This is a genomic window from Allobosea sp. GW821-FHT03A12 (genome assembly GCF_058986765.1).
In genome coordinates, this window is sequence record NZ_JBYSVZ010000005.1 from 259,074 (window position 1) to 282,111 (window position 23,038).

20 protein-coding genes are annotated in these 23,038 nt (G+C 67.3%); 6 read left to right on the plus strand and 14 right to left on the minus strand.

Going from position 1 to position 23,038, the window contains the following annotated elements:
* Positions 1 to 4: 4 nt before the first annotated feature.
* From AC3WLC_RS19870 to AC3WLC_RS19885, 4 genes are read right to left on the minus strand one after another with little or no spacing between them, the layout of a single operon-like run.
* A complete protein-coding gene (locus tag AC3WLC_RS19870; RefSeq protein WP_493685637.1) occupies positions 5 to 490 on the minus strand; it encodes an Lrp/AsnC family transcriptional regulator in 486 nt (161 codons plus the stop codon).
* Entirely contained in the window at positions 487 to 1,539 is a 1,053-nt protein-coding gene (gene speB, locus AC3WLC_RS19875; protein WP_493685638.1) for an agmatinase, read from the minus strand. The genes AC3WLC_RS19870 and speB overlap by 4 nt, the downstream gene beginning before the upstream one ends.
* Positions 1,526 to 3,208 (minus strand): saccharopine dehydrogenase family protein, encoded by a 1,683-nt coding sequence (locus AC3WLC_RS19880; protein WP_493685639.1) that lies wholly within the window; start codon positions 3,206 to 3,208, stop codon positions 1,526 to 1,528. Before AC3WLC_RS19880 ends, speB begins: the two co-directional genes overlap by 14 nt.
* Complete coding sequence (locus AC3WLC_RS19885) at positions 3,205 to 3,624, minus strand: thiol-disulfide oxidoreductase DCC family protein (RefSeq protein ID WP_493685640.1); 420 nt, start codon at positions 3,622 to 3,624, stop codon at positions 3,205 to 3,207. The genes AC3WLC_RS19880 and AC3WLC_RS19885 overlap by 4 nt, the downstream gene beginning before the upstream one ends.
* A gap of 312 nt (positions 3,625 to 3,936) precedes the next feature.
* On the opposite strand from AC3WLC_RS19885, the gene AC3WLC_RS19890 reads away from it, so the two are divergent.
* Entirely contained in the window at positions 3,937 to 5,022 is a 1,086-nt protein-coding gene (locus AC3WLC_RS19890; RefSeq protein WP_493685641.1) for a TRAP transporter substrate-binding protein, read from the plus strand.
* Between the two features lie 256 nt (positions 5,023 to 5,278).
* Entirely contained in the window at positions 5,279 to 6,373 is a 1,095-nt protein-coding gene (locus AC3WLC_RS19895; RefSeq protein WP_346363402.1) for a TRAP transporter substrate-binding protein, read from the plus strand.
* Positions 6,374 to 6,447: 74 nt separating this feature from the next.
* Here the strand turns inward: AC3WLC_RS19895 and AC3WLC_RS19900 are convergent, their stop codons facing one another.
* A complete protein-coding gene (locus AC3WLC_RS19900; protein ID WP_493685642.1) occupies positions 6,448 to 6,759 on the minus strand; it encodes a cupin domain-containing protein in 312 nt (103 codons plus the stop codon).
* 110 nt (positions 6,760 to 6,869) lie between these two features.
* Here AC3WLC_RS19900 and AC3WLC_RS19905 point away from each other — a divergent pair, with 110 nt between their 5' ends.
* Together AC3WLC_RS19905 and AC3WLC_RS19910 are read left to right on the plus strand one after the other, a co-directional pair.
* Positions 6,870 to 7,316 (plus strand): Lrp/AsnC family transcriptional regulator, encoded by a 447-nt coding sequence (locus AC3WLC_RS19905; RefSeq protein WP_493685643.1) that lies wholly within the window; start codon positions 6,870 to 6,872, stop codon positions 7,314 to 7,316.
* 65 nt (positions 7,317 to 7,381) lie between these two features.
* Positions 7,382 to 7,771 (plus strand): porin, encoded by a 390-nt coding sequence (locus tag AC3WLC_RS19910; protein WP_493685644.1) that lies wholly within the window; start codon positions 7,382 to 7,384, stop codon positions 7,769 to 7,771.
* A 277-nt stretch (positions 7,772 to 8,048) separates the two neighbouring features.
* Here AC3WLC_RS19910 and AC3WLC_RS19915 read toward each other — a convergent pair whose 3' ends face one another.
* From AC3WLC_RS19915 to solA, 5 genes are all read right to left on the minus strand, one after another.
* Positions 8,049 to 9,713 (minus strand): TRAP transporter large permease, encoded by a 1,665-nt coding sequence (locus AC3WLC_RS19915; protein WP_493686095.1) that lies wholly within the window; start codon positions 9,711 to 9,713, stop codon positions 8,049 to 8,051.
* 143 nt (positions 9,714 to 9,856) lie between these two features.
* On the minus strand, positions 9,857 to 10,456 hold the full coding sequence (locus AC3WLC_RS19920) for a TRAP transporter small permease subunit (RefSeq protein ID WP_493685645.1): 600 nt from the start codon (positions 10,454 to 10,456) through the stop codon (positions 9,857 to 9,859).
* Positions 10,457 to 10,566: 110 nt separating this feature from the next.
* Positions 10,567 to 11,742: a multidrug effflux MFS transporter gene (locus AC3WLC_RS19925; protein WP_493685646.1), complete on the minus strand. Its 1,176-nt coding sequence runs from the start codon at positions 11,740 to 11,742 to the stop codon at positions 10,567 to 10,569.
* Positions 11,739 to 12,641, minus strand: a complete 903-nt coding sequence (locus AC3WLC_RS19930) for a DMT family transporter (protein WP_493685647.1) — start codon at positions 12,639 to 12,641, stop codon at positions 11,739 to 11,741. The genes AC3WLC_RS19925 and AC3WLC_RS19930 overlap by 4 nt, the downstream gene beginning before the upstream one ends.
* 82 nt (positions 12,642 to 12,723) lie before the next feature.
* Positions 12,724 to 13,863, minus strand: a complete 1,140-nt coding sequence (solA, locus tag AC3WLC_RS19935) for an N-methyl-L-tryptophan oxidase (protein ID WP_493685648.1) — start codon at positions 13,861 to 13,863, stop codon at positions 12,724 to 12,726.
* Positions 13,864 to 14,079: 216 nt separating this feature from the next.
* Here solA and AC3WLC_RS19940 point away from each other — a divergent pair, with 216 nt between their 5' ends.
* Positions 14,080 to 15,840: a methyl-accepting chemotaxis protein gene (locus AC3WLC_RS19940; RefSeq protein ID WP_493685649.1), complete on the plus strand. Its 1,761-nt coding sequence runs from the start codon at positions 14,080 to 14,082 to the stop codon at positions 15,838 to 15,840.
* Positions 15,841 to 16,004: 164 nt separating this feature from the next.
* Here AC3WLC_RS19940 and AC3WLC_RS19945 read toward each other — a convergent pair whose 3' ends face one another.
* The 3 genes from AC3WLC_RS19945 to AC3WLC_RS19955 are packed head-to-tail and all read right to left on the minus strand — an operon-like array spanning position 16,005 to position 19,211.
* On the minus strand, positions 16,005 to 17,009 hold the full coding sequence (locus AC3WLC_RS19945; RefSeq protein ID WP_493685650.1) for a Gfo/Idh/MocA family protein: 1,005 nt from the start codon (positions 17,007 to 17,009) through the stop codon (positions 16,005 to 16,007).
* Positions 17,006 to 18,028: a Gfo/Idh/MocA family protein gene (locus AC3WLC_RS19950; RefSeq protein WP_493685651.1), complete on the minus strand. Its 1,023-nt coding sequence runs from the start codon at positions 18,026 to 18,028 to the stop codon at positions 17,006 to 17,008. Before AC3WLC_RS19950 ends, AC3WLC_RS19945 begins: the two co-directional genes overlap by 4 nt.
* 1 nt (position 18,029) lies before the next feature.
* Entirely contained in the window at positions 18,030 to 19,211 is a 1,182-nt protein-coding gene (locus AC3WLC_RS19955) for an ABC transporter substrate-binding protein (protein WP_493685652.1), read from the minus strand.
* A gap of 280 nt (positions 19,212 to 19,491) precedes the next feature.
* On the opposite strand from AC3WLC_RS19955, the gene AC3WLC_RS19960 reads away from it, so the two are divergent.
* Positions 19,492 to 22,518, plus strand: a complete 3,027-nt coding sequence (locus AC3WLC_RS19960) for an autotransporter outer membrane beta-barrel domain-containing protein (RefSeq protein WP_493685653.1) — start codon at positions 19,492 to 19,494, stop codon at positions 22,516 to 22,518.
* Between the two features lie 9 nt (positions 22,519 to 22,527).
* Here the strand turns inward: AC3WLC_RS19960 and AC3WLC_RS19965 are convergent, their stop codons facing one another.
* Positions 22,528 to 22,983: a Crp/Fnr family transcriptional regulator gene (locus tag AC3WLC_RS19965; protein WP_493685654.1), complete on the minus strand. Its 456-nt coding sequence runs from the start codon at positions 22,981 to 22,983 to the stop codon at positions 22,528 to 22,530.
* Positions 22,984 to 23,038 lie beyond the last annotated feature (55 nt).

Below are 23,038 nucleotides of genomic sequence, written 5' to 3' on the forward strand. Positions count from 1 at the left end.
CCCGCTACTCCTCCAGCAGCGGGTAGCCTTCGAAATCCTTCAGCGCCTTCAGCGCAAAGGTGGTCGCGATCCGGGCGATGCCGAGCTGGTTGTCGGCGAGCCAGGCGCCGGTCAGCTCCTCATAGGCGGCGAGCGAGTCCGCGACGATGCGGGCGAGGTAATCGGCCTCGCCGCTGATCACCAGCAGCTCGACGACATCAGGGCAGGCGCGCAACACCTTCTCGACCCGCTCGCGCCGGCCGACCGAATGGTCGCGCAGCGAGATCTGCGCGAAGGCGATGATGGCGTGGCCGGCGAGCTCGGGCGAGAGCCTTGCGCCATAGCCGGCGATCAGCCCGGAAGCTTCCAGCCGGCGCATCCGCTCCAGGCAGGGCCGGGCCGAGAGCCCGACCCGTTCCGAGAGGGCCTGGTTGGTGATCCGGCCCTCCGCCCGCAGGATCGCGACGATCTGGCGGTCGATCGCGTCGAGCTGGAGCGTCTTGCGCTTCACGGCCTGCCCTTGCCGGCGGCCCGGGCTTCGGCGATCAGGCAGAGTTCGAGGAAGAGCACCTGCGCCGCGCATTGCGCCGTGTTGCTGGTCGCGTCGTATTGCGGCGCGACCTCGACCACATCGGCGGCGACGATGTTCTGCCCCTTCAAGCCGCGCAGGATCGCGAGCGCCTCGCGCGGCGTCAGGCCGCCGACCTCGGGCGTGCCGGTGCCCGGCGCGAAGGCGGGATCGAGCGAATCGACGTCGAAGGAGACGTAAGTCGGCCCGTCGCCGATCACGGCGAGCGCCTTGGCGATGACGGCGTCGAGGCCTATGCGGTCGACCTCGTCGGCATGGATCACGGTCATGCCGGACTCGTAGGAGAACTCCCAGAGATATTCGGCGCCGCCGCGGATGCCGATCTGGATGACGCGCTCGGGATCGAGAACGCCGTCGAGCACCGCCTGCCGGAACGGCCCGCCATGGTGGAACTTCGAGCCCTCATAGGGCCCGGATGTGTCGCAATGGGCGTCGATATGGACCATGCCGACCGGCCGCTTTTCGCCGACCGCCTTCAGGATCGGATAGGTGATCGAATGGTCGCCGCCGACGCCGAGCGTCGAGACGCCGGCCTTCACGATCTGCTTGAAGGTCGCCTCGATGTCTTCATGGCAGCTTTCCAGCGAATAGCGCGAGCGGAACGGCACGTCGCCGATATCGGCCGCCTTGATCAGGTTGAACGGCGCGGTGCCGTTGACATGGTCCATCGGCCCCATGCGCTCGACGGCGCGCACCGCGCGCGGGCCGAGGCGCGTGCCGGCCCGGTTGGTGACGCCGAGATCCATCGGCAGGCCGATGATCGCGACGTCGAGCCCGCCGAGATCGGGCTTAGCTAGCGCGTCCGGTCGATAGGGCGCGTTGATGAAGGTCGCGACATCCGAGAACGGCCATTTGCGCCGGTCGCCCTGGAACTGGGCGGCCGCGACCTTGGCGAAGCGGGGATCATGGATATCGGCGCCGCTCGCCCCGGCATAGCGCGCCCTGAGTGTCGCGAGTTTATCCTGATCCATCGCTTGGTCCCCGAGGTTTGAGCCAGCCGCGATAATGCGCCAGCAGGCCGAAGAAGGGCAAAGAGAGCTTCACGTCGAAACGGAAGCGGCCATCGGCGTCAACCGTCTCGCGCGCCTCTGCCGAGGGCATCAGGAAGCGGGGCAAGGGCAGGCCGAAGACGCGCCAGTTCGCGATCGGCAGCGCAAGGCCCTCGCGGTCGCTCTGCGCGGCGAGCGTGAACCAGAACGGGCCGAAGGCTTCGCGCAGCTCGCCATTGCGATCGAGGCTCAGCCGCGAGTGGAAGCGCTGGCCGGCGAAGTTGCGGGTCCAGATTTCGCAGGTCTCGTCAAAGGAATCGCCTGTGCTGACGCTGACCGTCACCGGCAGCTCTGCTCCGGCCGCAGGCAGGCCAAAGAGCCGGCAGAGCAGGGCGACCACCGCTCCATTGCCGCGCTTGACCTCGGCCTGGCCTTGCCAGACCGGCTCGGCATCGTTGGCGTGGAAGGCCCGGATCTCCGCGGGCAGCATCGCGAAGGCCTGTGCGCCGAGCACTGTCTCGAACAGGGCAGGGCCGACAGCGCGCTCGTCCTGGCTGGTGCTGATCGCATAGCGCGTCATCTCGGCCTCGATCGCAGCGAGGTCGAGCACTTCGGCGGCCGAACGAGCACCGGGGACGATCGCGTCCGCGAGCAAGGCCCGCACTGCCGCAGCCGCCGCCAGCGTCGGCACTTGCGGGCCATCGTCGTTTTCGGCCAGCAGCGACCAATAGGCCCGGCGCGGCCGCCCCTTGCTGTCGATGCCGGCGATGGCGACACGCATGCCGCCGCGATCCGACGTCCAGAGCCTCGTGATCCGGCGCGCCTTGACGAGATAGGGCACCAGCGGTGCGAGATCGGCGACCCAGCCACGGCGGCGAAGCCAGGCGAGCAGCGCCAGGCCCCATTGTTCGATCCCGGCTTCCAGCCCGGCCGTGAATTTCACCCGCGACTGCACGGCGAGATCGGGGCCGAGCATCTCGGCGTCGACGGTCTCCACCGGCGCAACCCGCCGCAGACCCAGCCCCGGCATGTCGATGACCTCGCCGGCGCCCCAGCCGGGCGTCGTCTGCAACTCGCCTTCGCGCCAGATCGGCACCGGCCTGCCGGCATAGCTCAGGATCGCGGCGATGACCGACGGGCCGACTTCGCTGCGGCCGGCCGGCGTGATCGCGATGTGGATCGCATCGAGGCGCTCCCAGCCTTCGCTCAACTCGTACACGGCTGCGACGGAGAGCGCCGGTGTCGAGCTGGCGCCGGCGAGCGCCACGAGCCCGCGCTGCTTCGCGAGCTCGTCGAGCTGCGGGCCGTAGCCGGCGAGATAGCCGCGCGCATCGGCGAGGTCGACGACATGGGCGCCGAGCAGCAGCGCTGCGGTGGGGACTTCATAGCCCTGCTGCTGGAATGGTCCGGAAGCGTCGATCACCAGCCAGGGCTGCAGCGCGGCGAGCACGGCAACGAGGTCCTTGTCCCGGTCGAGGCCCGCGCCGCTGACCGGCACGCTCGCTTCCGTCGCCAGCTCCTGTGCCAGGGCCTGCGCCTTTTCGGCGCTGCGCGAGGTCAGCAGGAGGTCGATGCCATCCAGACGCGTGAGATGGCGCGCCAGCCGCCGGCCGAAGACGCCGGTCGCGCCGATCAGGACGACGCGCTTCATGGGCTGTCCGGCAAGGTGAAGCGATGGCGCGTCGCAGGATCCGGCATCTCGCAGGACGTCTTCTGGCCGAAGAGCCGATAGCGGTTGCGCGCGACGCGATCGTACAGCCAGTCGCGCCAGGCTTTCGGCAGCGCGCGTCCGAGCAGCAGCAGGCGCACCGGCCCGTTGAGATGGCGGGTCAGCGCCAGCACGCCGTCGGATTTCGGCAGCGCCAGGCCATTCTCGATGAAGAGGAAGCTGTCCGGCTCGTCCGGATCGATGCCGTGCGCCTGCGCCAGCGCGCGGCCTTCGTTCGACTGGATCGCGACGAAGCGGATGGCGTGGTCGCGCTCATGCCGCAAGGTGTAGCGCACGCCACCGGAGCAGAGCACGCAGACGCCGTCATAGAGCCAGATCGGGGCGGCAGGGCTGGTCATGAAGCCTCGTTACAGCCGACGGTTGACCGAGGACAGAAAAAGGTCCATGCGCGTCTCATGCAGCCGTGCCATGCTTCGAGTGCAATTGTCGAGCGCCTCGCGCTGGTTGACGATCCGGTCACGATTGGGGGAGTGCTGCGCAAATCCTGTGCAAGTATAGATTTGAAGCGAGCTGACTAACCGTGGGTCAACCCGGATTGCCGCTTCGGATCATCGCTGCATCACACCAAGGTCGCCCTACAAATGTCGCCTGTGCCGGTGCTATTGCTGCACGGGCGCGGCGAAGAACGTCGAAACGAGGAGATGTCCCATATGAAGCGTCGTCAGTTCATGCAGGTCGCCGGTGCCGGCGCGGCCGCCTCCGCCATCGCCATGCCGGCGATCGCGCAGTCCAGCCCCGAGATCAAATGGCGCCTGACCTCGAGCTTCCCGAAATCGCTCGACACGATCTATGGCGGCGGCGAGACTCTGGCCAAGGTGGTCTCCGAGCTGACCGACGGCAAGTTCCAGATTCAGGTCTTCGCCGCCGGCGAAATCGTCCCCGGCCTGCAGGCGCTTGACGCGGTCTCGAACAACACCGTCGAGATCGCCCACACCGTCGCCTATTACTATGTCGGCAAGGATCCGACCTTCGCCATTCCGTCCTCGGTGCCGTTCGGCCTGAACACCCGCATGCAGCAGGCCTGGCTGGCCCAGGGCGGCGGCGAGCAGCTGTTCAACGACTTCTTCAAGAAGTTCAACGTCGTCGGCATCCATTGCGGCAACACCGGTGCCCAGATGGGCGGCTGGTTCCGCAAGGAGATCAAGACCGTCGCCGACCTGCAGGGCCTGAAGATGCGCATCGCCGGCATCGCCGGCTCGGTGCTGCAGAAACTCGGCGTCGTGCCGCAGCAGCTCGCCGGCGGCGACATCTACCCGGCGCTCGAGAAGGGCACGATCGACGGAGCCGAGTGGGTCGGCCCCTATGACGACGAGAAGCTCGGCTTCGCCAAGGTCGCGCCCTATTACTACTATCCCGGCTTCTGGGAAGGCGGCCCGGCGGTCCACGCCTTCATCAACATCGAGAAGTGGGAGAGCCTGCCGAAGTCCTATCAGGCGGCGCTGCGCGCGGCTTCGGCCGTCGCCACCAACACGATGACGGCGAAGTACGACGTGCAGAACCCGGCGGCGCTGAAGCGTCTGGTCGCGGCCGGCGCGCAGCTGCGTCCGTTCCCGCAGGACATGATGGAAGCCTCGCTCAAGGCCGCCAACGAGGTCTATGCCGAGATTTCGGCCAAGAACCCGGACTTCAAGAAGGCGATCGATGCCATGGCCGCCTTCCGCGGCGACCAGTATCTCTGGTGGCAGGTGGCGGAGCTGACCTTCGACATCTTCCAGGTGCGCAACCGCGCCAAGTAAGTCATCGCGCAAGTCATCGCCGGTTCGCCGGCTTTGTCTGGAGCCCGGCCCTTGCGGCCGGGCTTTTCGTTTGGCCGAAGCGCGCCAGGGCGGTGCGCGGATGCCAAGGCGGATTAGACCAAATGCCTATGCGAAAATCGCATGGGGGCCATGTGCCATGCTTGCGCTTGTCCCGTAGATCGCATCTTCTGACGCCCTTGTGCGCGAACCGGAAAATACCGGCGCGCCTCGCATGCTCTGGGAGGAGCTCTTCACGATGAAGCGTCGTCAGTTTCTGAAGGTCGCCGGTGCCGGCGGCGCCGCCAGCGTCATTGCCGCTCCGGCGATTGCGCAATCCATGCCCGAGGTGAAATGGCGCGTCACCTCATCCTTCCCGAAATCGCTGGATACGATCTACGGCGCCTCGGAAGTGCTGTCGAAGGCCGTCTCGGAAGCGACCGACGGCAAGTTCCAGATCCAGGTCTTCGCGGCCGGCGAGATCGTGCCCGCCCTGCAGGCGGCCGATGCGGTGACCAACGGCACGGTCGAGATGTGCCACACCGCCTCCTATTATTATGTCGGCAAGGATCCGACCTTCGCCTTCGGCACGGCCGTGCCCTTCGGCCTCAATGCCCGCCAGCAGAACGCCTGGTTCTACCATGGCGGCGGCATGGACCTGCTCAACGAGTTCTACAAGAAGCACAACATCTACGCGGTGCCGGGCGGCAATACCGGCTGCCAGATGGGCGGCTGGTTCCGCAAGGAGATCAAGACGGTCGCCGATCTCCAGGGCCTGAAGATGCGCATCGGCGGCTTCGCCGGCCAGGTCGTCAGCAAGCTCGGCGTCGTGCCGCAGCAGATCGGCGGCGGCGACATCTATCCGGCGCTGGAGAAGGGCACGATCGACGCGGCCGAATGGGTCGGGCCGGCCGATGACGAGAAGCTCGGCTTCAACAAGGTCGCGCCCTATTACTACTATCCCGGCTGGTGGGAAGGCGGCGCCTCGCTGCACTTCTTCATCAACACGGCGAAGTGGGACGGCCTGCCGAAGATCTACAAGTCGATCCTGACGACGGCGGCCGGTCTCGCCAATATCGACATGCAGGCCAAGTACGACGCCCGCAACCCGGCGGCGCTGAAGCGCCTCGTCGGCGGCGGCGCGCAGCTGCGGCCGTTCTCGCAGGAGATCATGGAAGCCTGCCTCAAGGCGTCCAAGGAGGTCTATGCCGAGACCAATGCCAAGAACCCGGACTTCAAGAAGATCTACGAGGCGATGTCGGCCTTCCGGGGCGACGAATATCTCTGGTTCCAGATCGCCGAATACACCTACGACAACTTCCTGATCCGCGCCCGCGCGGGCAACCTGCTCTGAGAAGAGAGCGATCTGCCGGTTCGCCGGCCATCTTTCGAAGGGGCCCCCGGCCGTGAGGCCGGGGTTTTTTTGCCTCAGACGCTGCCGGCGCGCTCGATCACCAGCACGCGCGCCGGGCCGACTGGGTGGGCGACATGGGCGTCCCCGTCCTGCGCGTGGAAGATGTCGCCGCGCAGCAGCCGCTGCACGCTCTCGACGCCCTCGGTGCGGGTGTGCATGTCGACCTCGCCGTCGAGGACGACGAAGACCTCCGGACCATCGTTGACGTGCCATTTGTAGGGCTGGTCGGTCCAGTGCAGCCGGATCGTGGCGTCGTCGATGCGCTCGATGTTGAGCGCTTCCCAGGCGCGGCTGCCGGTGAAGTCCTGCGGCTTGATCGTCCTCATTCCCGTTCTCCATGGTGGAAGAGGCCCAAAATCTTCACCGGCGGCGGCGCCCATGCCATAGGCAAGACGCCGGTGATGCCTGCGATCGGCGGTTTCTGGAGGGATCTCGCTTGCGAAACGACGGTGAGCTCGATGCCATCGACCAGAAACTGCTCGCGCTGCTCCAGGCCGATGCGCGCGCCTCCTTCACCGCGCTGGCGCGCGATGCCGGGCTCTCGCGCACCGCGATCCAGGAGCGCATGGCGAAGCTCGAGCGCGACGGCGTCATTCTCGGCTATACGGTGCGGCTTGCCGACAGGCCGAAGGCGCCGGTGACCCGCGCCATACTCTCCCTGCGCATCCGCACGCGCCCCTGCGCCACCGTGCTCGATCGCTTCAGGCATTGGCCGGAGATCGTCGCCTGCTATTCGCTCGCCGGCCCCGTCGATGCGATGCTGATCGTCGAGACTTCAGATGCATCTGCCCTGTCGCGATTGGTCGACAAGCTGAGCGCCGTGCCCGGCGTCGGTGAGATCGAGACCGCGCCGATCCTGGCGGAGAGCGTCAGGGCCGGTTGACGGCTTGCCCTAGCCCGGCCTCGTTCGAAGCGCTATCCTGTCCATCATCGCAAATCGGGGCACTCATGAAGCTGCCAATCGCCATCATCCTCGCGACCCTCGGCCTGCCCGCGCTCGCCGCCGCTCAGTCGATCGGCGAGCCGCTTCCCGGTCGTGGGCCGGTCCAGACCAAGCCGGCCGCCGCTCGCCCGGCGCCAAGTCAGGCCGCGCGTCCCTGTCCGGAATACGGGCCGGGTTTCGTGCGTGTCGAGGGCTCCTCGGCCTGCGTCCGCGTCGGCGGCGGGGTCCGCGTCGAATTCGGCAAGAGCTCCAGCAATCGCGGCTATGGCTCCGCTGCGGATGCGATGGTCTATGGCGAGGCGCGCAGCCAGACCTCCGTCGGCGAGGTCCGCGCCGTCGTCAGTGGCCGCGGCCGGGTCGACAACAACCTGAATAATGGCTGGCAGCGCTGGTGAACCTGGCGTCATTCTCGGGCAAAGCGAAGCGCAGACCCGAGAATCCCATGACGAGAAGGCGCTGATCGGAGCCCCGTCCGGCCGGAGATGCTCGGGTCAAGCCCGAGCATGACGCGCTTGAAGAACAAAAGCCCCGGATCGCCGATCCGGGGCTTTTGTTCTGGCTTTAGATCATCGCGCGTCCGATCGGACGCGATCACGATGATCTATCGCTTTGTTATCGCATCGGATTCTTCCAAAAAGTGGATTCCACTTTTCGGTCCGATGCTATGGCGCCTCACTTGAGGTTCAGCGTCGGCGGGGCGTTGAGGTCGAGCCCGGGCAATCCGCCGGAGCCGCCGAGCCCAGGTATGCTGATGCTGTCGAGCTGCTTGTTGATCTGCTGCTGGTCGAGCTGCACGCCCGAGTTCTTGTAGTGCATCACCATCTGCGGGAAGAGCACGACGAGCGCGACCATGATGCACTGGATTACCACGAACGGCACGGCACCCCAGTAGATCTGCCCGGTCGTCACCGGCTCCATCATCTTGCCGGTGATCTTGTCCTTGTAGGCCTTCTTCGGCGCGACCGAGCGCAGGAAGAACAGGGCGAAGCCGAAGGGCGGGTGCATGAACGAGGTCTGCATGTTCACGCCGAGGATGACGCCGAACCAGATCAGGTCGATGCCGAGCTTGTCGGCCGCCGGGCCGAGCAGCGGCACGATGATGAAGGCGAGCTCGAAGAAGTCGAGGAAGAAGGCAAGCAGGAAGACCATCACGTTGACGACGATCAGGAAGCCCGTCGCTCCGCCGGGCAGCCCGACGAGCAGGTGCTCGACCCAGACATGGCCGTTGACGCCGTAGAAGGTCAGCGAGAACACGCGCGCGCCGACCAGGATGAACAGCACGAAGGCCGAGAGCTTGGCGGTCGATTCGGTCGCCTGCCGCAGCAGGTCGAAGGTCATGCGCTTCTTGCCGATGGCAAGCAGGATCGCGCCGGCCGCGCCCATGGCCCCGCCTTCGGTCGGCGTGGCGACGCCGATGAAGATCGTGCCGAGCACCAGGAAGATCAGCGCCAGCGGCGGCACCATCACGAAGATCACCTGCTCGGTCATGCGCGAGAGCAGGTTGAGCTTCAGGAACTTGTTGATCAGCGCGATCACGAAGGAGACCGCGACCGCGATCGACATCGTCAGGATGACGAAGTCCGCGCCGCCGCCAACCTTGGTGAAGGACTTCATGTAGCCAATGGCAATGGCGAAGGCGATGATCGTCACCACCAGCAGCGAGAAGCGCCTTGTCTTGCCGTCGGCATCGCGCAGCGTCTGCGCCTCCGGCGGCAGGCCGGGCGCGCGCTCCGGCTTCACCATCGTGACCAGGAAGACATAGCCGGCATAGAGGCCGGACAGCACGAGGCCGGGGATGAAGGCGCCCTCGTACATGTCGCCGACCGAACGGCCGAGCTGGTCGGCGAGCACGATCAGGACGAGCGAGGGCGGGATGATCTGCGCCAGCGTGCCGGACGCCGCGATCACGCCCGAGGCGAGGCGCCGGTCATAGCCATAGCGCAGCATGATCGGCAGCGAGATCAGGCCCATCGAGATGACGGAAGCCGCGACGACGCCGGTGGTGGCGGCAAGCAGCGCGCCGACGAAGATCACGGCATAGGCGAGGCCGCCGCGGACCGGCCCGAAGAGCTGGCCGATCGTGTCGAGCAAGTCCTCGGCCATTCCCGAGCGCTCAAGCACCAGGCCCATGAAGGTGAAGAACGGGATCGCCAGCAGCACGTCGTTGTTCATCGTGCCGTAGATGCGTTCCGGCAGCGCCTGCAGGAAGTTCTCCTGGAACAGGCCGAGCTCGATGCCGACCAGCGCGAAGAACAGCCCGTTGGCGGCGAGCGCGAAGGCGACGGGGTAGCCGAGCAGCAGGAAGAGCACGAGCGCGACGAACATCACCGGCGCCATGTTGACGCGCAGGAAATCGCCGATCCCGGCGGCGTGGGCGTCGCCGGTGTGCAGGCTGAGGAAGGCGGCTGCGGTGAGCGCGAGCAGCAGCGCGGCAGAGCGAAGGAAGGTCATGGAGCGGGTCCGGGAAGCTGCGTCTGGGCTCACGGGGCGAGGCCTTCGGCCTTGGCCTGGTCGATCAGGCGTTGGGCCTCGGCTTCCGCGGCGGCGGCATGGCCGCCGCCATGGGCGTCGTCGTCGAGCTTGCCGGTCATGATCGCGATCTGCTTGATCACTTCCGAGATGCCCTGCAGCAGCAGCAGGAAGAAGCCGATGATCACCAGGCCCTTGGCCGGCCATTGCGGCAGGCCGCCAGCCGAGAGCGACTGCTCGTTGACCTGGTAGGAGCGCATGAAGAACGGACCGGAGTGGTAGACCATCAGCGCGCAGAACGGCAGCAGGAACAGGAGATGGCCGATCAGGTCGATCCATTGCTGCACGCGCTTCGGCAGCAGGTTGTTCACGATGTCGATGCGGATGTGCTCCTTCACCTGCAGTGTCCAGGAGGCGCAGAGCAGGAACACCGCGCCGAACAGCACCCATTGCAATTCGAGCCAGGCGTTCGACGAGACGTTGAAGACCTTGCGGATGATCGCGTTGACGGCGGAGACGATGACGGCGACGAGGATCAGCCAGGCCACGGATCGGCCGATCTTGAGATTGAGCGTGTCGATCGCGCGGCTCAAAGCGAGGGGTGCGTCCACCTCAGTCCTCCCTGACCTCGTGGATTTTCGGCCGCATCATGCGGTTTGCGAAGGGCGGTTATACGATTGCTACATGCCGTACAACATTGCGCCGCGCAAGGCGCTGTGGATCAGTCCTTTCGCCTACGCGGCTCGCTGCGCAATGCGATGATCGCGACGATGAGCATCAGCCACATCATCGCCATCAGAGCCGGCGGCCAATGCGCCACCAGCGAGCTGATGACGACGGTCGCGAGCGCGCCGGAGCCGAGCTGGAGCGCGCCGGCGAGCCCTGCCGCCGAGCCTGCGAGCTCTGGCCGGGCCGAAAGCGCGGCGGCGGTCGCTCCCGGCAGGGTCAGGCCGTTGCCGATCGCGCTGATGGCGAGCGGCAGGAACAGGGTCAGCGGCGTCCACCATGGCGAGAGCGCGATCGCGAAGGCGGCCGTGATCGCCACGAACGAGATGATCAGGCCGATCCAGGCCATCTTTGCAGTGCCGTGCCGGAGCACCAATCGGGACATGGTGAAGTTGCCCACCATGTAGCCGAAGGCGTTGAGGATGAAATAGGCGCCGTAAGTGTCGGAGCCGCGCCCCATCGTCTCGACCACGATGAAGGGCGCCGCCGCGATGAAAGCGAAGAAGGCGGCCGAGGTCATCGCCAGCGCGACCACGTTCCTGATGAAGCTGCGGTCGCGCGCCAGCTCTGGAAAGGCCCGGAAGATGCCGGTGAGCGAGGTCCGCACCCCGACATTGGGCGCCGTCTCGGGCAGGCGCAGGCCGACCAGCACCAGCACGATCGCCGCGGTGGCGGCCATCGACCAGAAGATCATGCGCCAGCCGAGATTGGTCTCGATATGGCCGCCGAGATAGGGCGTGATCATCGGCGCGACCACCATGACCATGGTCACGGTCGCGATCTGCCGCGCCGCCTGGTCGCGGCCTGCCGTGTCGCGGATGATGGCGCGCGCCAGGGCGAAGGTCGTGCCGGAGCCGGCGCCTTCGAGCACGCGCGCGAACAGCAGGGTCCCGGCGCTGTCCGCCAGGGCGCCGAGCACGGAGCCTGCCGCGAACACGGCCGTGCCGGCGAGCACGCAGGGGCGGCGCCCGTAGCGGTCGGAGAGCGGACCGACGATGAGCTGCGTCAGCGCGACGGCGACCAGGAAGAGGGTCAGCGTCAGCTGGATCGTCGCATAGCTGGTGGCGAAGTTGCGGGCGAGCGCCGGGGTCGCCGGCGCCAGCATGTTGAGGGCGATCGGCTGCAGCGTCGAGATCGCGACGAGGACGGTGAGGGTGGGCTTCGCTGTCATAGCGGTTTGTCGCCCTCGGGCTTCAGCTGCGAATCGGGGCGGGCGCGCTGGCGGTGCAGGGTGTAGAGGCCGCTGCCGACGATCAGCGCGATCCCGGCATAGGCGATGCCGTCCGGCGTATCGCCCCAGACCAGCCAGCCGATCAGCACGGCGACGAGAACGACCGAGTAGCGATAGCCCGCGACGACGCCGACATCGGTGTTGCGGAAGGCGCTGATGATGCAGAAGCTGGCCGCCGTCACCAGCAGCGCGGCGAGGCCGAGATAGACCGTCTGGATCCGCCAGGGCGATTGCCAAGGCTCGACCAGGCCCATGCCGAGGCCCAGCATCCCGACGACGATCATCGCGGCCAGGGAGATTACCGTCGAGGGGATCTCGCTGCTGATGAAGCGGGTCGTGAGGTCGCGGATGGCGACGAGGCCCGTGCCGGCGAGCGCGACCAGGGCGGCCGCACTGAAGCCGTCGGCGCTCGGGCGCATCACGATCAGTACGCCGACGAAGCCGACCACCAGTGCCAGCATCCGGCGCCAGCCGACGGTTTCGATCCGCAGCACTGCGGCGAAGAGGACGATGAGCAAAGGCGAGGCCATCACGATCGCGGTGATGTTGGCGAGCGGCAGCAGCCCCAGCGCCCAGTTGAAGGTGAGTGCAGCCAGCGCTTCGACGCTGGCGCGTGCGAGCACCAGCGGCCTCAGTCCGAGAGGCAGCTTGCGCCAGTCGCCCATGAACACCACCAGCGCGACGCCGGCGAGGATGGCGAATGCGGTGCGCAGTGCCAGCGCCTGCCCGGCCGGGAAGGCTTCGCGGGCGAGCTTCACCAAAGCGTCGTTGCAGCAGAAGAGCGTCATCGCCGCCAGCATGGCGATGATTCCGCGACGGTTCTGGGCGGCGGTGGCCAAGGTGGTTCCTGTCAGGATTTGCGGGCTGTCCGCTCGGCCTTTTTGCAGGCCGAGCGGCAAGGCGCCGTGCCGGATCGACGGTTCAGGCGTCGAAGCGGGAGAGGGAGAAGGGCGAGAGGTCGAAGGCCGAGCGGCCGCTGGTGGCAAGGTCGGCGAGGATCTCGCCGATCGCGCTGGCGAATTTGAAGCCATGGCCGGAGCAGGCCGAGGCGAACACCGCCTGCGGCACGCCGGGCACGGCGTCGATGACGAAATCCTCGTCGGGCGAGACCGTGTAGACGCAGCCTTTCACCGTCAGCGGGTCGCCATTGGCATCGGGCAGGTAGCGCGCCAGGCATTCGCGGATCAGCCTGACCTGGTTCGCGCTCGGCGTGCGATCGGGCTGGCGCGGGTCCATCGGCTCGCGCGCGAAATGCGGTCCGCCGAGCTTGAAGCCGGGATGCTCGTAGAGCGGGAAGCCGTAGAAGGTGCCTTCCTCGGCGCTGAGCAGGAAGACGGGGAAGGCGTCCTCGCGGAACAGCTCCGGCCGGCGCGTGGTGAACCAGCCGATCGCCTGGCGCACCGTCGTCATCGAGCGCGCCAGTTGCGGTACCGCGTCCGCGATCCAGCCGCCGGAGGCGATCACCAGCCGCCCGGCCGAGTAGGTGGTTCGTTCGGTCCGGACGGTGACGCCGCCATCGGCGGTCGGCTGCCAGTCGAGCATCGGCTCGCCGGTGCGGATCTCGGCGCCTTTGGATTGCGCCAGCCCGACATGGGCGTAGATCGCCTTCTCTGAGGCGACGAAGCCGCCGCCCGGCTGCCACAGGCCGAGATGGCCCTCCGGCAGATGGAAGGCGGGGAAACGACGCATGACCTCGTCGCGGCCGAGCACCTCGTGCTCAAGATCGTGGTCGAGGCAGGATTGCAGCGAGGATTCGACCGGGCCGAGCCCTTCCGGCGCAAGGTCGAGCGAGCCGGTGACGTGCAGCAGCTTCAGCCCGGCCGCATCGCCGGTCTCCTGCCAGAGCTGATGGGCGCGCTTGACGATCGGCACATAGTGCGAGCCCTCGAAATAGGCGAGGCGGATGATCCGCGTCAGCCCGTGCGAGGAGCCCATGGCATGGCCGAGATCGAAGCGCTCGAGTCCGAGTACCCTGAGCCCGCGCTTGGCCAGGTGCCAGCAGGCGGCCGAACCCATCGCTCCGACGCCGGCGACGATCACGTCGTAATGCGATGAACTCATCGAACATCCCTAGGAGGAACAGGCCGTCTTTGCTGGCCAAATCTGCCTGCAATCTAGGCGGGCGGGCAGTGGCGGTCCATCCCGCCCGGTAGGCGGGCGCATCTGCGTGGCGGGCAGGGGTGGCAGCTGGGAAATCCTGCCTTGCGCGGGCGATAGCAGGGTTTTGTTAACCCTGTCGGCGCATGCTCTGGCATCCTGTCTCGCCCGGGAATGCCTATGCTTGCTCGCTCCGTCTGGCGCCTGTTGGGCCGCGCCGGCCCCGCTGCCGCGCCGGCTGCGCCGCAAGCCGTGCCGCAGACGCCTGCGCCGCCGCAGCCGCTCACCGAGACTTCGATCAGCGAGGCGATCAACGAGCTGGAGAGCGACGTCGTCGCGGCGATGCGCCGCCTCAATGACGGACTCGACCAGGCCGAGCACTGCTCCGAGCGTTCGGAAATCCGCTCCCGCGAGATCCGCGGCGGCATGGCTGAACTCCGCGAGGCGGCCCTGCAGGCGAGCGACAACTCCTCGGCGCTGGCGACGGCGACCTTGCAGGTCTCGGAAGCGGCCGAGCGGGTCGGCGCCGCAATGTCCGGCGCCCGCGACATGCTCGACAACGCCGCCGAGCGCGCCGCCGAGGCCACGGAGATGATCAACGGGCTCGCGGCCGCGACCAGCGAGATTCGCTCGATCGTCGACGCCATCGCCGAGATCGCCCGCCAGACCAATCTGCTCGCCCTCAACGCTACCATCGAGGCGGCGCGCGCCGGCGAGGCCGGCAAGGGCTTCGGCGTCGTCGCGCAGGAGGTGAAATCGCTTTCCCTGGGCGTGCGTGATGCGGTCGACCATATCCGCAACCAGGTCGACCGGCTGAACCAGACGGCGCAAGGCTCGGCCGCCGTCGTCACCGACGCCTTCCGTTTGGTCGGCGAGGTCAACCCGGTGATGGCGACCGTCGGCGAGGCCTCGCAGGAGCAGGCGGCCGCCGCGGCCGAGCTGTCGCGTAGCGCCGAGGCGACCGCCCGCTTCATTGAGACGGTGCGCGAGCGCGTCGGCGAGGTCGACCGCGTCGCGCTCGCCGCCGCGCAGGAGAACATCGATGCCAGGCGGGCACTGGCCGAAGGCGCGCGCCAGGCGGAGGGGCTGCTGGAGCGCTTCGTGCCAACGCTGCGCCACACTGTCTTCGCCGACCGGCGCCAGCACGATCGTTTCCCGGCCGAATGCGCGGCCAGGCTCACATTCGGCGAGCGCGTCGCCGCCGGGCAGACGATCGATCTCGGCTTCGGCGGCGCGCTTCTGTCGGTCGCCGATCCCGAGCTGAGGCCGCGGATGCGTGGCACGATCGCGATCGAGGGTGTGCCGCCGTTGCCGTGCAGGGTGATGGCGCGCAGCGATCTTGGCCTCCACATCGCCTTCGAGCGCGGCGAGGAGGAAGCACATGCGGCGCTGCACCGGCGGCTGGCGCAGATCGAGGAAGGCTATCGCCCACTGATCGAGCAGGCGCAGGAATTTGCGCATCGCGTCGCCGCCCTGCTCGAAGCGGCGCTGCGCACCGGCCGCCTTAGCGAGGAGGACCTGTTCGACACCGACTATGTGCCGGTGCCGGATTCAAATCCGCGCCAGTTCGCCAACCGGGCGCTGCCGGTACTGCAGGCGATCCTGCCGTCGGTGATGGAGCAGGCCAAGGCGAGCGATCCGCGCCTCGTCTTCACCTTGCCGATCGACCGCAACGGCTATGTCCCGGTGCATCACCCCGAATACTCGCGGCCGCAGCGTCCAGGCGATCCCGATTGGAACCCAGCCTATAGCCGCGACCGCCGCATCTTCGACGATCGCGCGGGCATCACCGCGGCACGCTCGGCGCGGCCCTTCATCATCCAGTCCTACCAGCGCGACATGGGCAGCGCCGGCATCCAGCTGATGCGCGAGGTCGATGCGCCGGTGCGCGTTGCCGGCCGCCATTGGGGCGGCGTGCGCATGGCGTACAGGATGGCGTGACAGGACGCAGCCGTCATTCCGGGGCAGGCCGCAGGCCTGAGCCCGGAACCCATGAACACCGGGCTTGTCGCAAGCGCGCTACGACTGCCGCACCTCCATGAAAGTCGTCGTGTTCATGGGTTCCGGGCCCGGCGCTGGCGCGCCGTCCCGGAAAGACGGTGTGATCAACCGCGCCCCGCCGCCAGGATTGCGTCGATCCAGCGCTGCGAGGTCAGGGCTTCCTCGCCCGTCACCACTGGATCGCGCCCGGCCTCGATCGCATCGAGGAAGTCGGCGATTACGGCGCGATGGGCGTCGTGCGGGAAGTCCATGATGTTGGCGCCGCTGCCGGTATTGCCCTCGGCCTCGACCACCTCCGAGCGGCCATCGACGAAGGAGAGCTGCAGTCGCCCGCCGACCAATGACGCATGGCCCTTGCTGCCGATGATCTCGATGCGCTCGGGATGGCCGGGATGGGCCGCGGTGGTGGTCACCAGCGTCACCGGGGCGCCGTTGCCGGCCTCCAGCAGGGCGCCGACATAGTCCTCGGTCTCCATTCGGTGCAGCGAGGTGGTGCGCACCTGCGCCGCGACGACCTTGGACACCCCGACCAGCGAGCGGAGCAGGTCGAAGGAGTGGATCGCCTGCGTCAGCAGCACGCCGCCGCCATCGCGGGCCATCGTGCCGCGGCCGGGCTCGTCATAGTAGCTCTGCGGCCGCCACCACGGCACCTGCAGCAGGCCGGCCTCGACGCTGCCGAGCTCGCCGCCGTCCAGCGCCGCCTTGAGCCTGAGGCTCGCCGGGCGGAAGCGGTGCTGCAGCACGACGCCGAAGGCCTTGCCGGCTCGGCGCGCCGCCGCTACCAGCTCCTCGCCGCGCGCCACCGTCAGCTCCAGCGGCTTTTCGACCAGCACATGCTTGCCGGCGGCCAGGCAGCGCGCCCCGACATCGCGATGGCTCGCCGGCGGCGTCAGCACGATCACCGCCTCGACGCTTTCATCGGCGAGGACCGCGTTGATGTCGGTGGTGCCGGGGAAGGGGAACTGCCGCTGATAGGCGTCGAGCCGCGCCTGCGAGCGACTGGCGACATGGCGGACGTCGACCCTGTCGGCCAGATCGATGAGACTGCGCGAATGGGGCAGGGCGGCGGGCCCGAGCCCGATGACGGCGATGCCGAGCTTGCGTGTCACTTCGCGTCGGTTCCTCTGACGGGCAGGCGTACGGCCCGGTCCTGCGCATGCAAGGCAAGCCGGCAGACCGTGAACATGTGCCGCTGCGTCGCCGCTGTTTCGCTACGGGTTTCGATGTCGGCGATCAGGTTGCGGAAATAGGTCAAGGGCTCGCCCGACGCGTCGATATGGCGGGTGCCGGCCCTGTCGACCAGGAAGACATGGTCGGTGCCGGGTCGGCCGGCGATGTCGACATATTTGCGCAGCTCGATCGTGCCTTCGGTGCCGAGGATGGTGAGCCGCCCGTCGCCCCAGGTCGGCAGGCCGTCGGCGGTGAACCAGTCGACGCGGATGAAGCCGTTCGCCCGGTCGCTGCGAAGCAGGATCTCGCCGAAATCCTCGAAATCGGGCAGGTCGGCCAGGCCGAAATGGCCGGTGCCGGAGGCGGCGATCTCGGCGTCGGGCGAGCCGGTGAAATGCAGGAACTGGTCGATCTGGTGCGAGGCGATGTCGGTGAGGATGCCGCCGAAACAGCTTTTGTCGAAGAACCAGTCCGGCCGGATCGCTCGGTTGAGTCGGTGCGGGCCGAGGCCGACCGTCTGCACCACGCGACCGATCGCCCCGTCCGCGATCAGCTTGCCGGCGACGATGGTCGCGGGGACGATGAAACGCTCGGAGAAGCAGACCGAGAAGATGCGGCCCGTCTCCGCGACGACCCGCTCGACCTCGGCGAGCTGCTCGAAGGTCGTGACGCCGGGCTTGTCGACCATCACGTCCTTGCCGGCGCGCATCGCCTTGACGGCGAGCGCAGCCCGCTCCGAGGGGATGCCGGCGCAGACGACAAGTTCGATCGTGGGGTCGTCGAGCAACGCGTCGGCTTGCGCCTCCTGCAATTGCGGGAAGCGCTCGCGGAAGCCGGCGAGGACGCGTGGGTCACTGGTCGCAGGATCGAAGCCGGCGCAGTCCGCGCCGGCTTCCAGCAGGCCACCGACCATATGGTAGATATGGCGGTGGTCGAGTCCTATAGCCGCGAAGCGCATCTTACTTCGGCGCGTGGCCGACGCCGATCTCCTGGTCCCAGCGCCGGAAGGCGGCGACCAGGCGCGCGGGCGTCAGTGGCGGGCGGGTCGGCAAGCTCGAGATCAGCCCGTCATATTCGGGTCGGCCGAACTCCTTGAGCACGTCCTGGCTCTCCTGCGGCGCCATTGCGAGCGTGACGCCCTTGATCGCCGGGCCGGGATAGAAATAGCCCTTGTCATAGGTCGCCGCCTGCGATTCCGGCTTCAGCAGATGCGATATCAGCGCCAGGATCACCGGAATCTTGTCCGCCGCCACCCCCTTCGGGATGCACATGAACTGGGTGTCGGGGATCCAGTGCGTGTTGGCGATGGTGAAGACCTTCGCCTCCTTCGGCACGATGCCGAGCGCGCGCGGATTGATGTCCCAGCCCAGCGTCGAGACGATGCAGTCGCGCGTGCCGTCGCCGAGCTCCTTCATCGTCGCGGCGGTGCCGGTCGGATAGTAGTCGATCGCGGTGCCGAGCTCCTTGAGATAGGCCCAGGTCTTGGCCCAGCCGTTCATCGGGTCGGTCGGATCGCTGTCGCCGAGGATGTAGGGCATGCCTTGCAGGAAGGTCCAGCCGGGGCCGGAATTGAGCGGGCGGGCATAGGTGAAGCGGTTAGGGTTCTGCTTCACATAGGCGAGAAACTCCTCGGCCGTTTTCGGCACGGTCTTGAGCTTGTCGGGCATGTATTCGAACAGCGGCCCCGACGGCGAGTAGACGACGGCGACGCCTTCGTTCTGGCCGAAATTGCGCTGCATCATCAGCGCCTGCTCGTGATAGATCTCCTCGGCCTTGGGCAGGCTCGCCGTGTGCGACTTCCAGACGTCGACCCACAGCCCCTGCTGGATGCCGTCCGACATCGCGCCTGGGCCGGTCAGCACCATGTCGATGTCGACGCGATTGGCGTCCTGCTGGGCCTTGAGCTTGGCCGGCAGCTCCGGCGAGGGCGCCCGCGAGAAATTCAGGCGCGAGATCAGCTTCGGATTGTCCTTGGCGAACTTCTCGATCGAAGCCTGCGTCAGCTGCAGATTGCCGGCGACGTCGATGATGTTGAGCATCACCGGGCTCGCCGGTGCGGTCTGGGCGAGGGCTCCGCCGGCTGAAAGCGCGGCGAGGCTGGAAGCGCCGGCGATCACGCCGCGCCGTGTCGGATGGGTCATGCTACCTCCCTGTGCTGGCCTGCTTTGCTGCGGCCTTGCCGGTATACTAGTACACAAGACGCCGTGAGCAAGATGCGACGATGGCAGGGGGAGACTGCGTGAGGGCCGGGCGGAGCCTGCCGCTCTGAAGTTGGCCCGCGCGGTTGCCTCGCCTGCGCCGGACGCAGCCCCCCGATGCGGTTCCTGCCTCAGGTCTTAACATTCCCTTAGCGAGCCGACTCTAGTCATGGTTGCACGCTGCTCGAATCGTTTCGGGCGGCGCTGGCTACCGGAGTGGCATATGCGGGCTGGCTCGAAGGGTTTGACCACCGAAAAGCTTCTTCGAACCGTCAGCGCAGCCGCACTGGCGCTTGGCTGCGGCGCTGCACCGGCACTCGCCGAGACTTACTACGTCAGCACCTTCGGTCAGCTCTCGTCCGCCTTCTCGGCTGCCAGCGCGGACGCGAACTCGACGATCATCCTGACCCAGAACATCACCATGACGACGAATTTGTCGTCGCTGAACAAGAACCTGACGATCGATACCAACGGCTTCACGATCACAGGAAGCACAAACATCACCAATACCGGCGCAAGCCATCTGACGCTTCAAGGCACGTTCAATGGAGCGACACAGGCCGGCTTGGGTGGGACTGCGTTCCTCCAGGGATTAACGAGCCGCCCGAGCAACATTACGAACAACGGGTCCATCACCGGCGGCACGTCGACAGGCGCGACTGGCGGGCTGGGTGTCAGTCTGGCCGGCGGCGGCGCCGAATTCACCAACAGCGGTACGGTCAGCGGCGGCAATGGCCTGACAGTCGGCGGGAACGGCTTGCAGGTCCGGGCGGTAACGACGGTCGTCAACTCCGGCACGATACAGGGCGGCAATGGCACTACCGGCGGCGGCGTAGGGGTCGATATGGGCGGCCCCAGCTCGGCGGCGGCTTCATCCTTGACTAATACCGGAACCATTAGGGGCGGCTCCGGCTCCGCTAATGGCACCGGAACGTCGATTGGTGGCGTGGGTGTCCTGGTTCGGATCGGCAACAATCCGATCGTCAACTCGGGACTGATCGAAGGGACCAATGCCGCAGCGATCTGGACCAATAGTGCGACATCCTCACTCAGTATCGTGAACTCCGGCACGATCCGGGCCGGTGCCGGGCATGACGCGATCGGGTGGCAGACCGGCGTCACGCCGACGACAGGCTCCCTCACCCTGGAACTGCAGGCCGGGTCCGTCATCGAAGGCAATGTCGTTGCGAACGCGACGGCCACCAACGACATTTTGCGCCTCGGCGGCGGCGGCAGTAGCACCTTCGACGCCTCGACGATCGGCAACAGCGCACAGTACCAGAACTTCGATCGCTTCGAGAAGACCGGCAACAGCACCTGGACCCTGACCGGGACGAACACGGAGAATACGACCTGGCAGTTGCTTGCCGGCACCTTGTCGATCTCCAGCGAAGGCGCACTCGGCGCCACTGCGAGCGGCCTTGTCTTCAATGGTGGCACGCTGCAGACCACGTCGAGCTTCGACATGACCCGCACCGCGACGGTCAATGCCGGCGGCGGCACCATCCAGACCAATGCCAATCTGACCTGGTCGGGCGCCTTCACCGGCACGGGCAAGCTGACCAAGACCGGCAACGCCACGCTGACCCTGACCGGCGAAACCAGGGGCTATACCGGTCAAGCGACGATCGCCGAGGGCGCGCTGGTGGTGAACGGCTCGTTTCTGACGGCGGTGGAGGTCGGCTCGGGTGCCCGGCTCGGCGGGTCGGGCACGGTCGGGCAGACGGTTGTCGCTTCGGGTGGGCGGATCACCCCGGGCAACTCGATCGGCACGCTCACCGTTCTCGGCGTCTATCTCCAGAACGCCGGGGCGGTCTACGAGGTCGAGATCGATCCCACGACCCAGACCTCCGACCGAATCGACGTGAAGAGCCAAGCGACGCTGGCCAGCGGCGCGACGATCGCGGTCACGAACACCACCGGCGGAGCCTATGTCGCCGGCCAGCGCTACACCATCCTGACCGCACCCGTGGTGATAGGTAGCTATAGCGGCGATGTGGTGGTTTCGCCGTTCCTGAGTCTGCGCAACGGCACGACTGCGACCAGCGCCTATCTGACGGTGGTCCAGACCGCCACGGCGGGGAGCATCGGCCGGACTGGCAATGAGCAGGCGGTCGGCAATGCCGTCGACAGCATGCTGGCCGGCAATCCCGTGCAGACCAGCATCTATAATCAGCCGACGGTCGAGGCCGCCCGCAACGCGCTCGGCCAGCTCGCCGGCGAGATCCATGCCTCGGCCCGCACAGTGCTGATCGACGAGAGTTGGCTGCTGCGCTTGGCGATGAACGACCGCCTGCGCTCGGCCTTCGGCGCGGTCGGCTCGGCCCCGATGGCGACACTGAGCTACGGCTTCACCGCCGATCTCACCCCCGCCGTGAAGGGGCCGCTGCCGAAACCGCCCTCGGCCGAGCGCTTCGCCGTCTGGGGCCAGGGCTATGGCTCCTGGGGCCGCACCAGCGGCGACGGCAATGCTGCCAGCCTCTCTCGCTCGACCGGCGGCCTGCTGGTCGGCGCCGATGCCGCCGTCTTCGAGGCCCTGCGCCTCGGCGTCGTCGCTGGCTTCAGCCACAGCAAGTTCGACGTTAACGGCCGGCTCTCCTCGGGCGAGAGCGACAATTACCATCTCGGTCTCTACGGCGGCGGGCAATGGGGCGCCCTGAACCTGCGCGCCGGCCTGAGCTACACTTGGCACGATCTCTCGACCCGCCGCAGCATCGTCTCGGCCGGGCTCGGCGATACCTTGCGGGCCGATTACGATGCCGGCACGGCGCAGGCCTTCGGCGAGCTCGGCTATCGCATCGATCTCGGCCAGACCGCCCTGGGCCAGGTCGCGCTCGAGCCCTTCGCCGGCCTGGCCTATGTCGCGCTGCGCAGCGACCGCTTCACTGAGCGCGGCACCGGCGCCGCCGCGCTCTCGGGCGTGAGCGACAACACCAGCCTTGGCTACACCACGCTCGGCCTGCGCGCCGCGACGGCGACCCGTCTTTCCGGGATAAACGTCACGCTGCGCGGCGGGCTCGGCTGGCGCCATGCCTTCGGCGATGTCGATCCCAAGCTGACGCTGGCCTTCTCCGAGGGCAACCGGTTCACCATTGGCGGCCTGCCGATCGCTCGCGACGCTGCCCTCGTCGAGGCCGGGCTCGACCTCGGGCTCGGCCCGAACATCACCCTCGGCGCCTCCTACACCGCCCAGCTCGCAAACGACGCCCAGGACCACGCCTTCAAGGCGAACCTCGCGGTCAGGTTCTGAGGGAAGCGATCACAAGGCCGAATTCGTCGCCCGCAGCCGGTCCACGACTTCCGAGAGCACATACCAGACGAAATTCGGCGTCGTTTCGACCATGAACCGGAATTGCTTCGAGGTCAGCAGGGCGATTTCGGATGGTTCCATCGCCTTGGCCGTAGCGGATCGCTTCTTCTGGTCGACGAGCGAGATGATTCCGAAGGCTCGCCCTTCGCTGACCTGCTCGATGAGCTTTCCGTGGCTGCTGACTTCGATTCTGCCGGTCAGGACGATGTAGCCATGGGCGGGTTCGTCGCCCTCGCGAAAGATGACGTCCCCGGCGGCATAGGTGATCACCGTTCCCAGTCCGCGCGCGAGCTGGCGAAAATCCATGGGGGCAGGGGTAGGCCTAGCCGTGGCGGAATGCTCGTTCATCGCTCGAACTCGCTCTCTGATCGGTGGCGGCTCACTGTAGCGCAGGAGCCTGAGCACTCCAATTGATCCCGCAGTCCGCAGCCGGCGAAGAGAGGGTCTTTGGAGGCTCCCC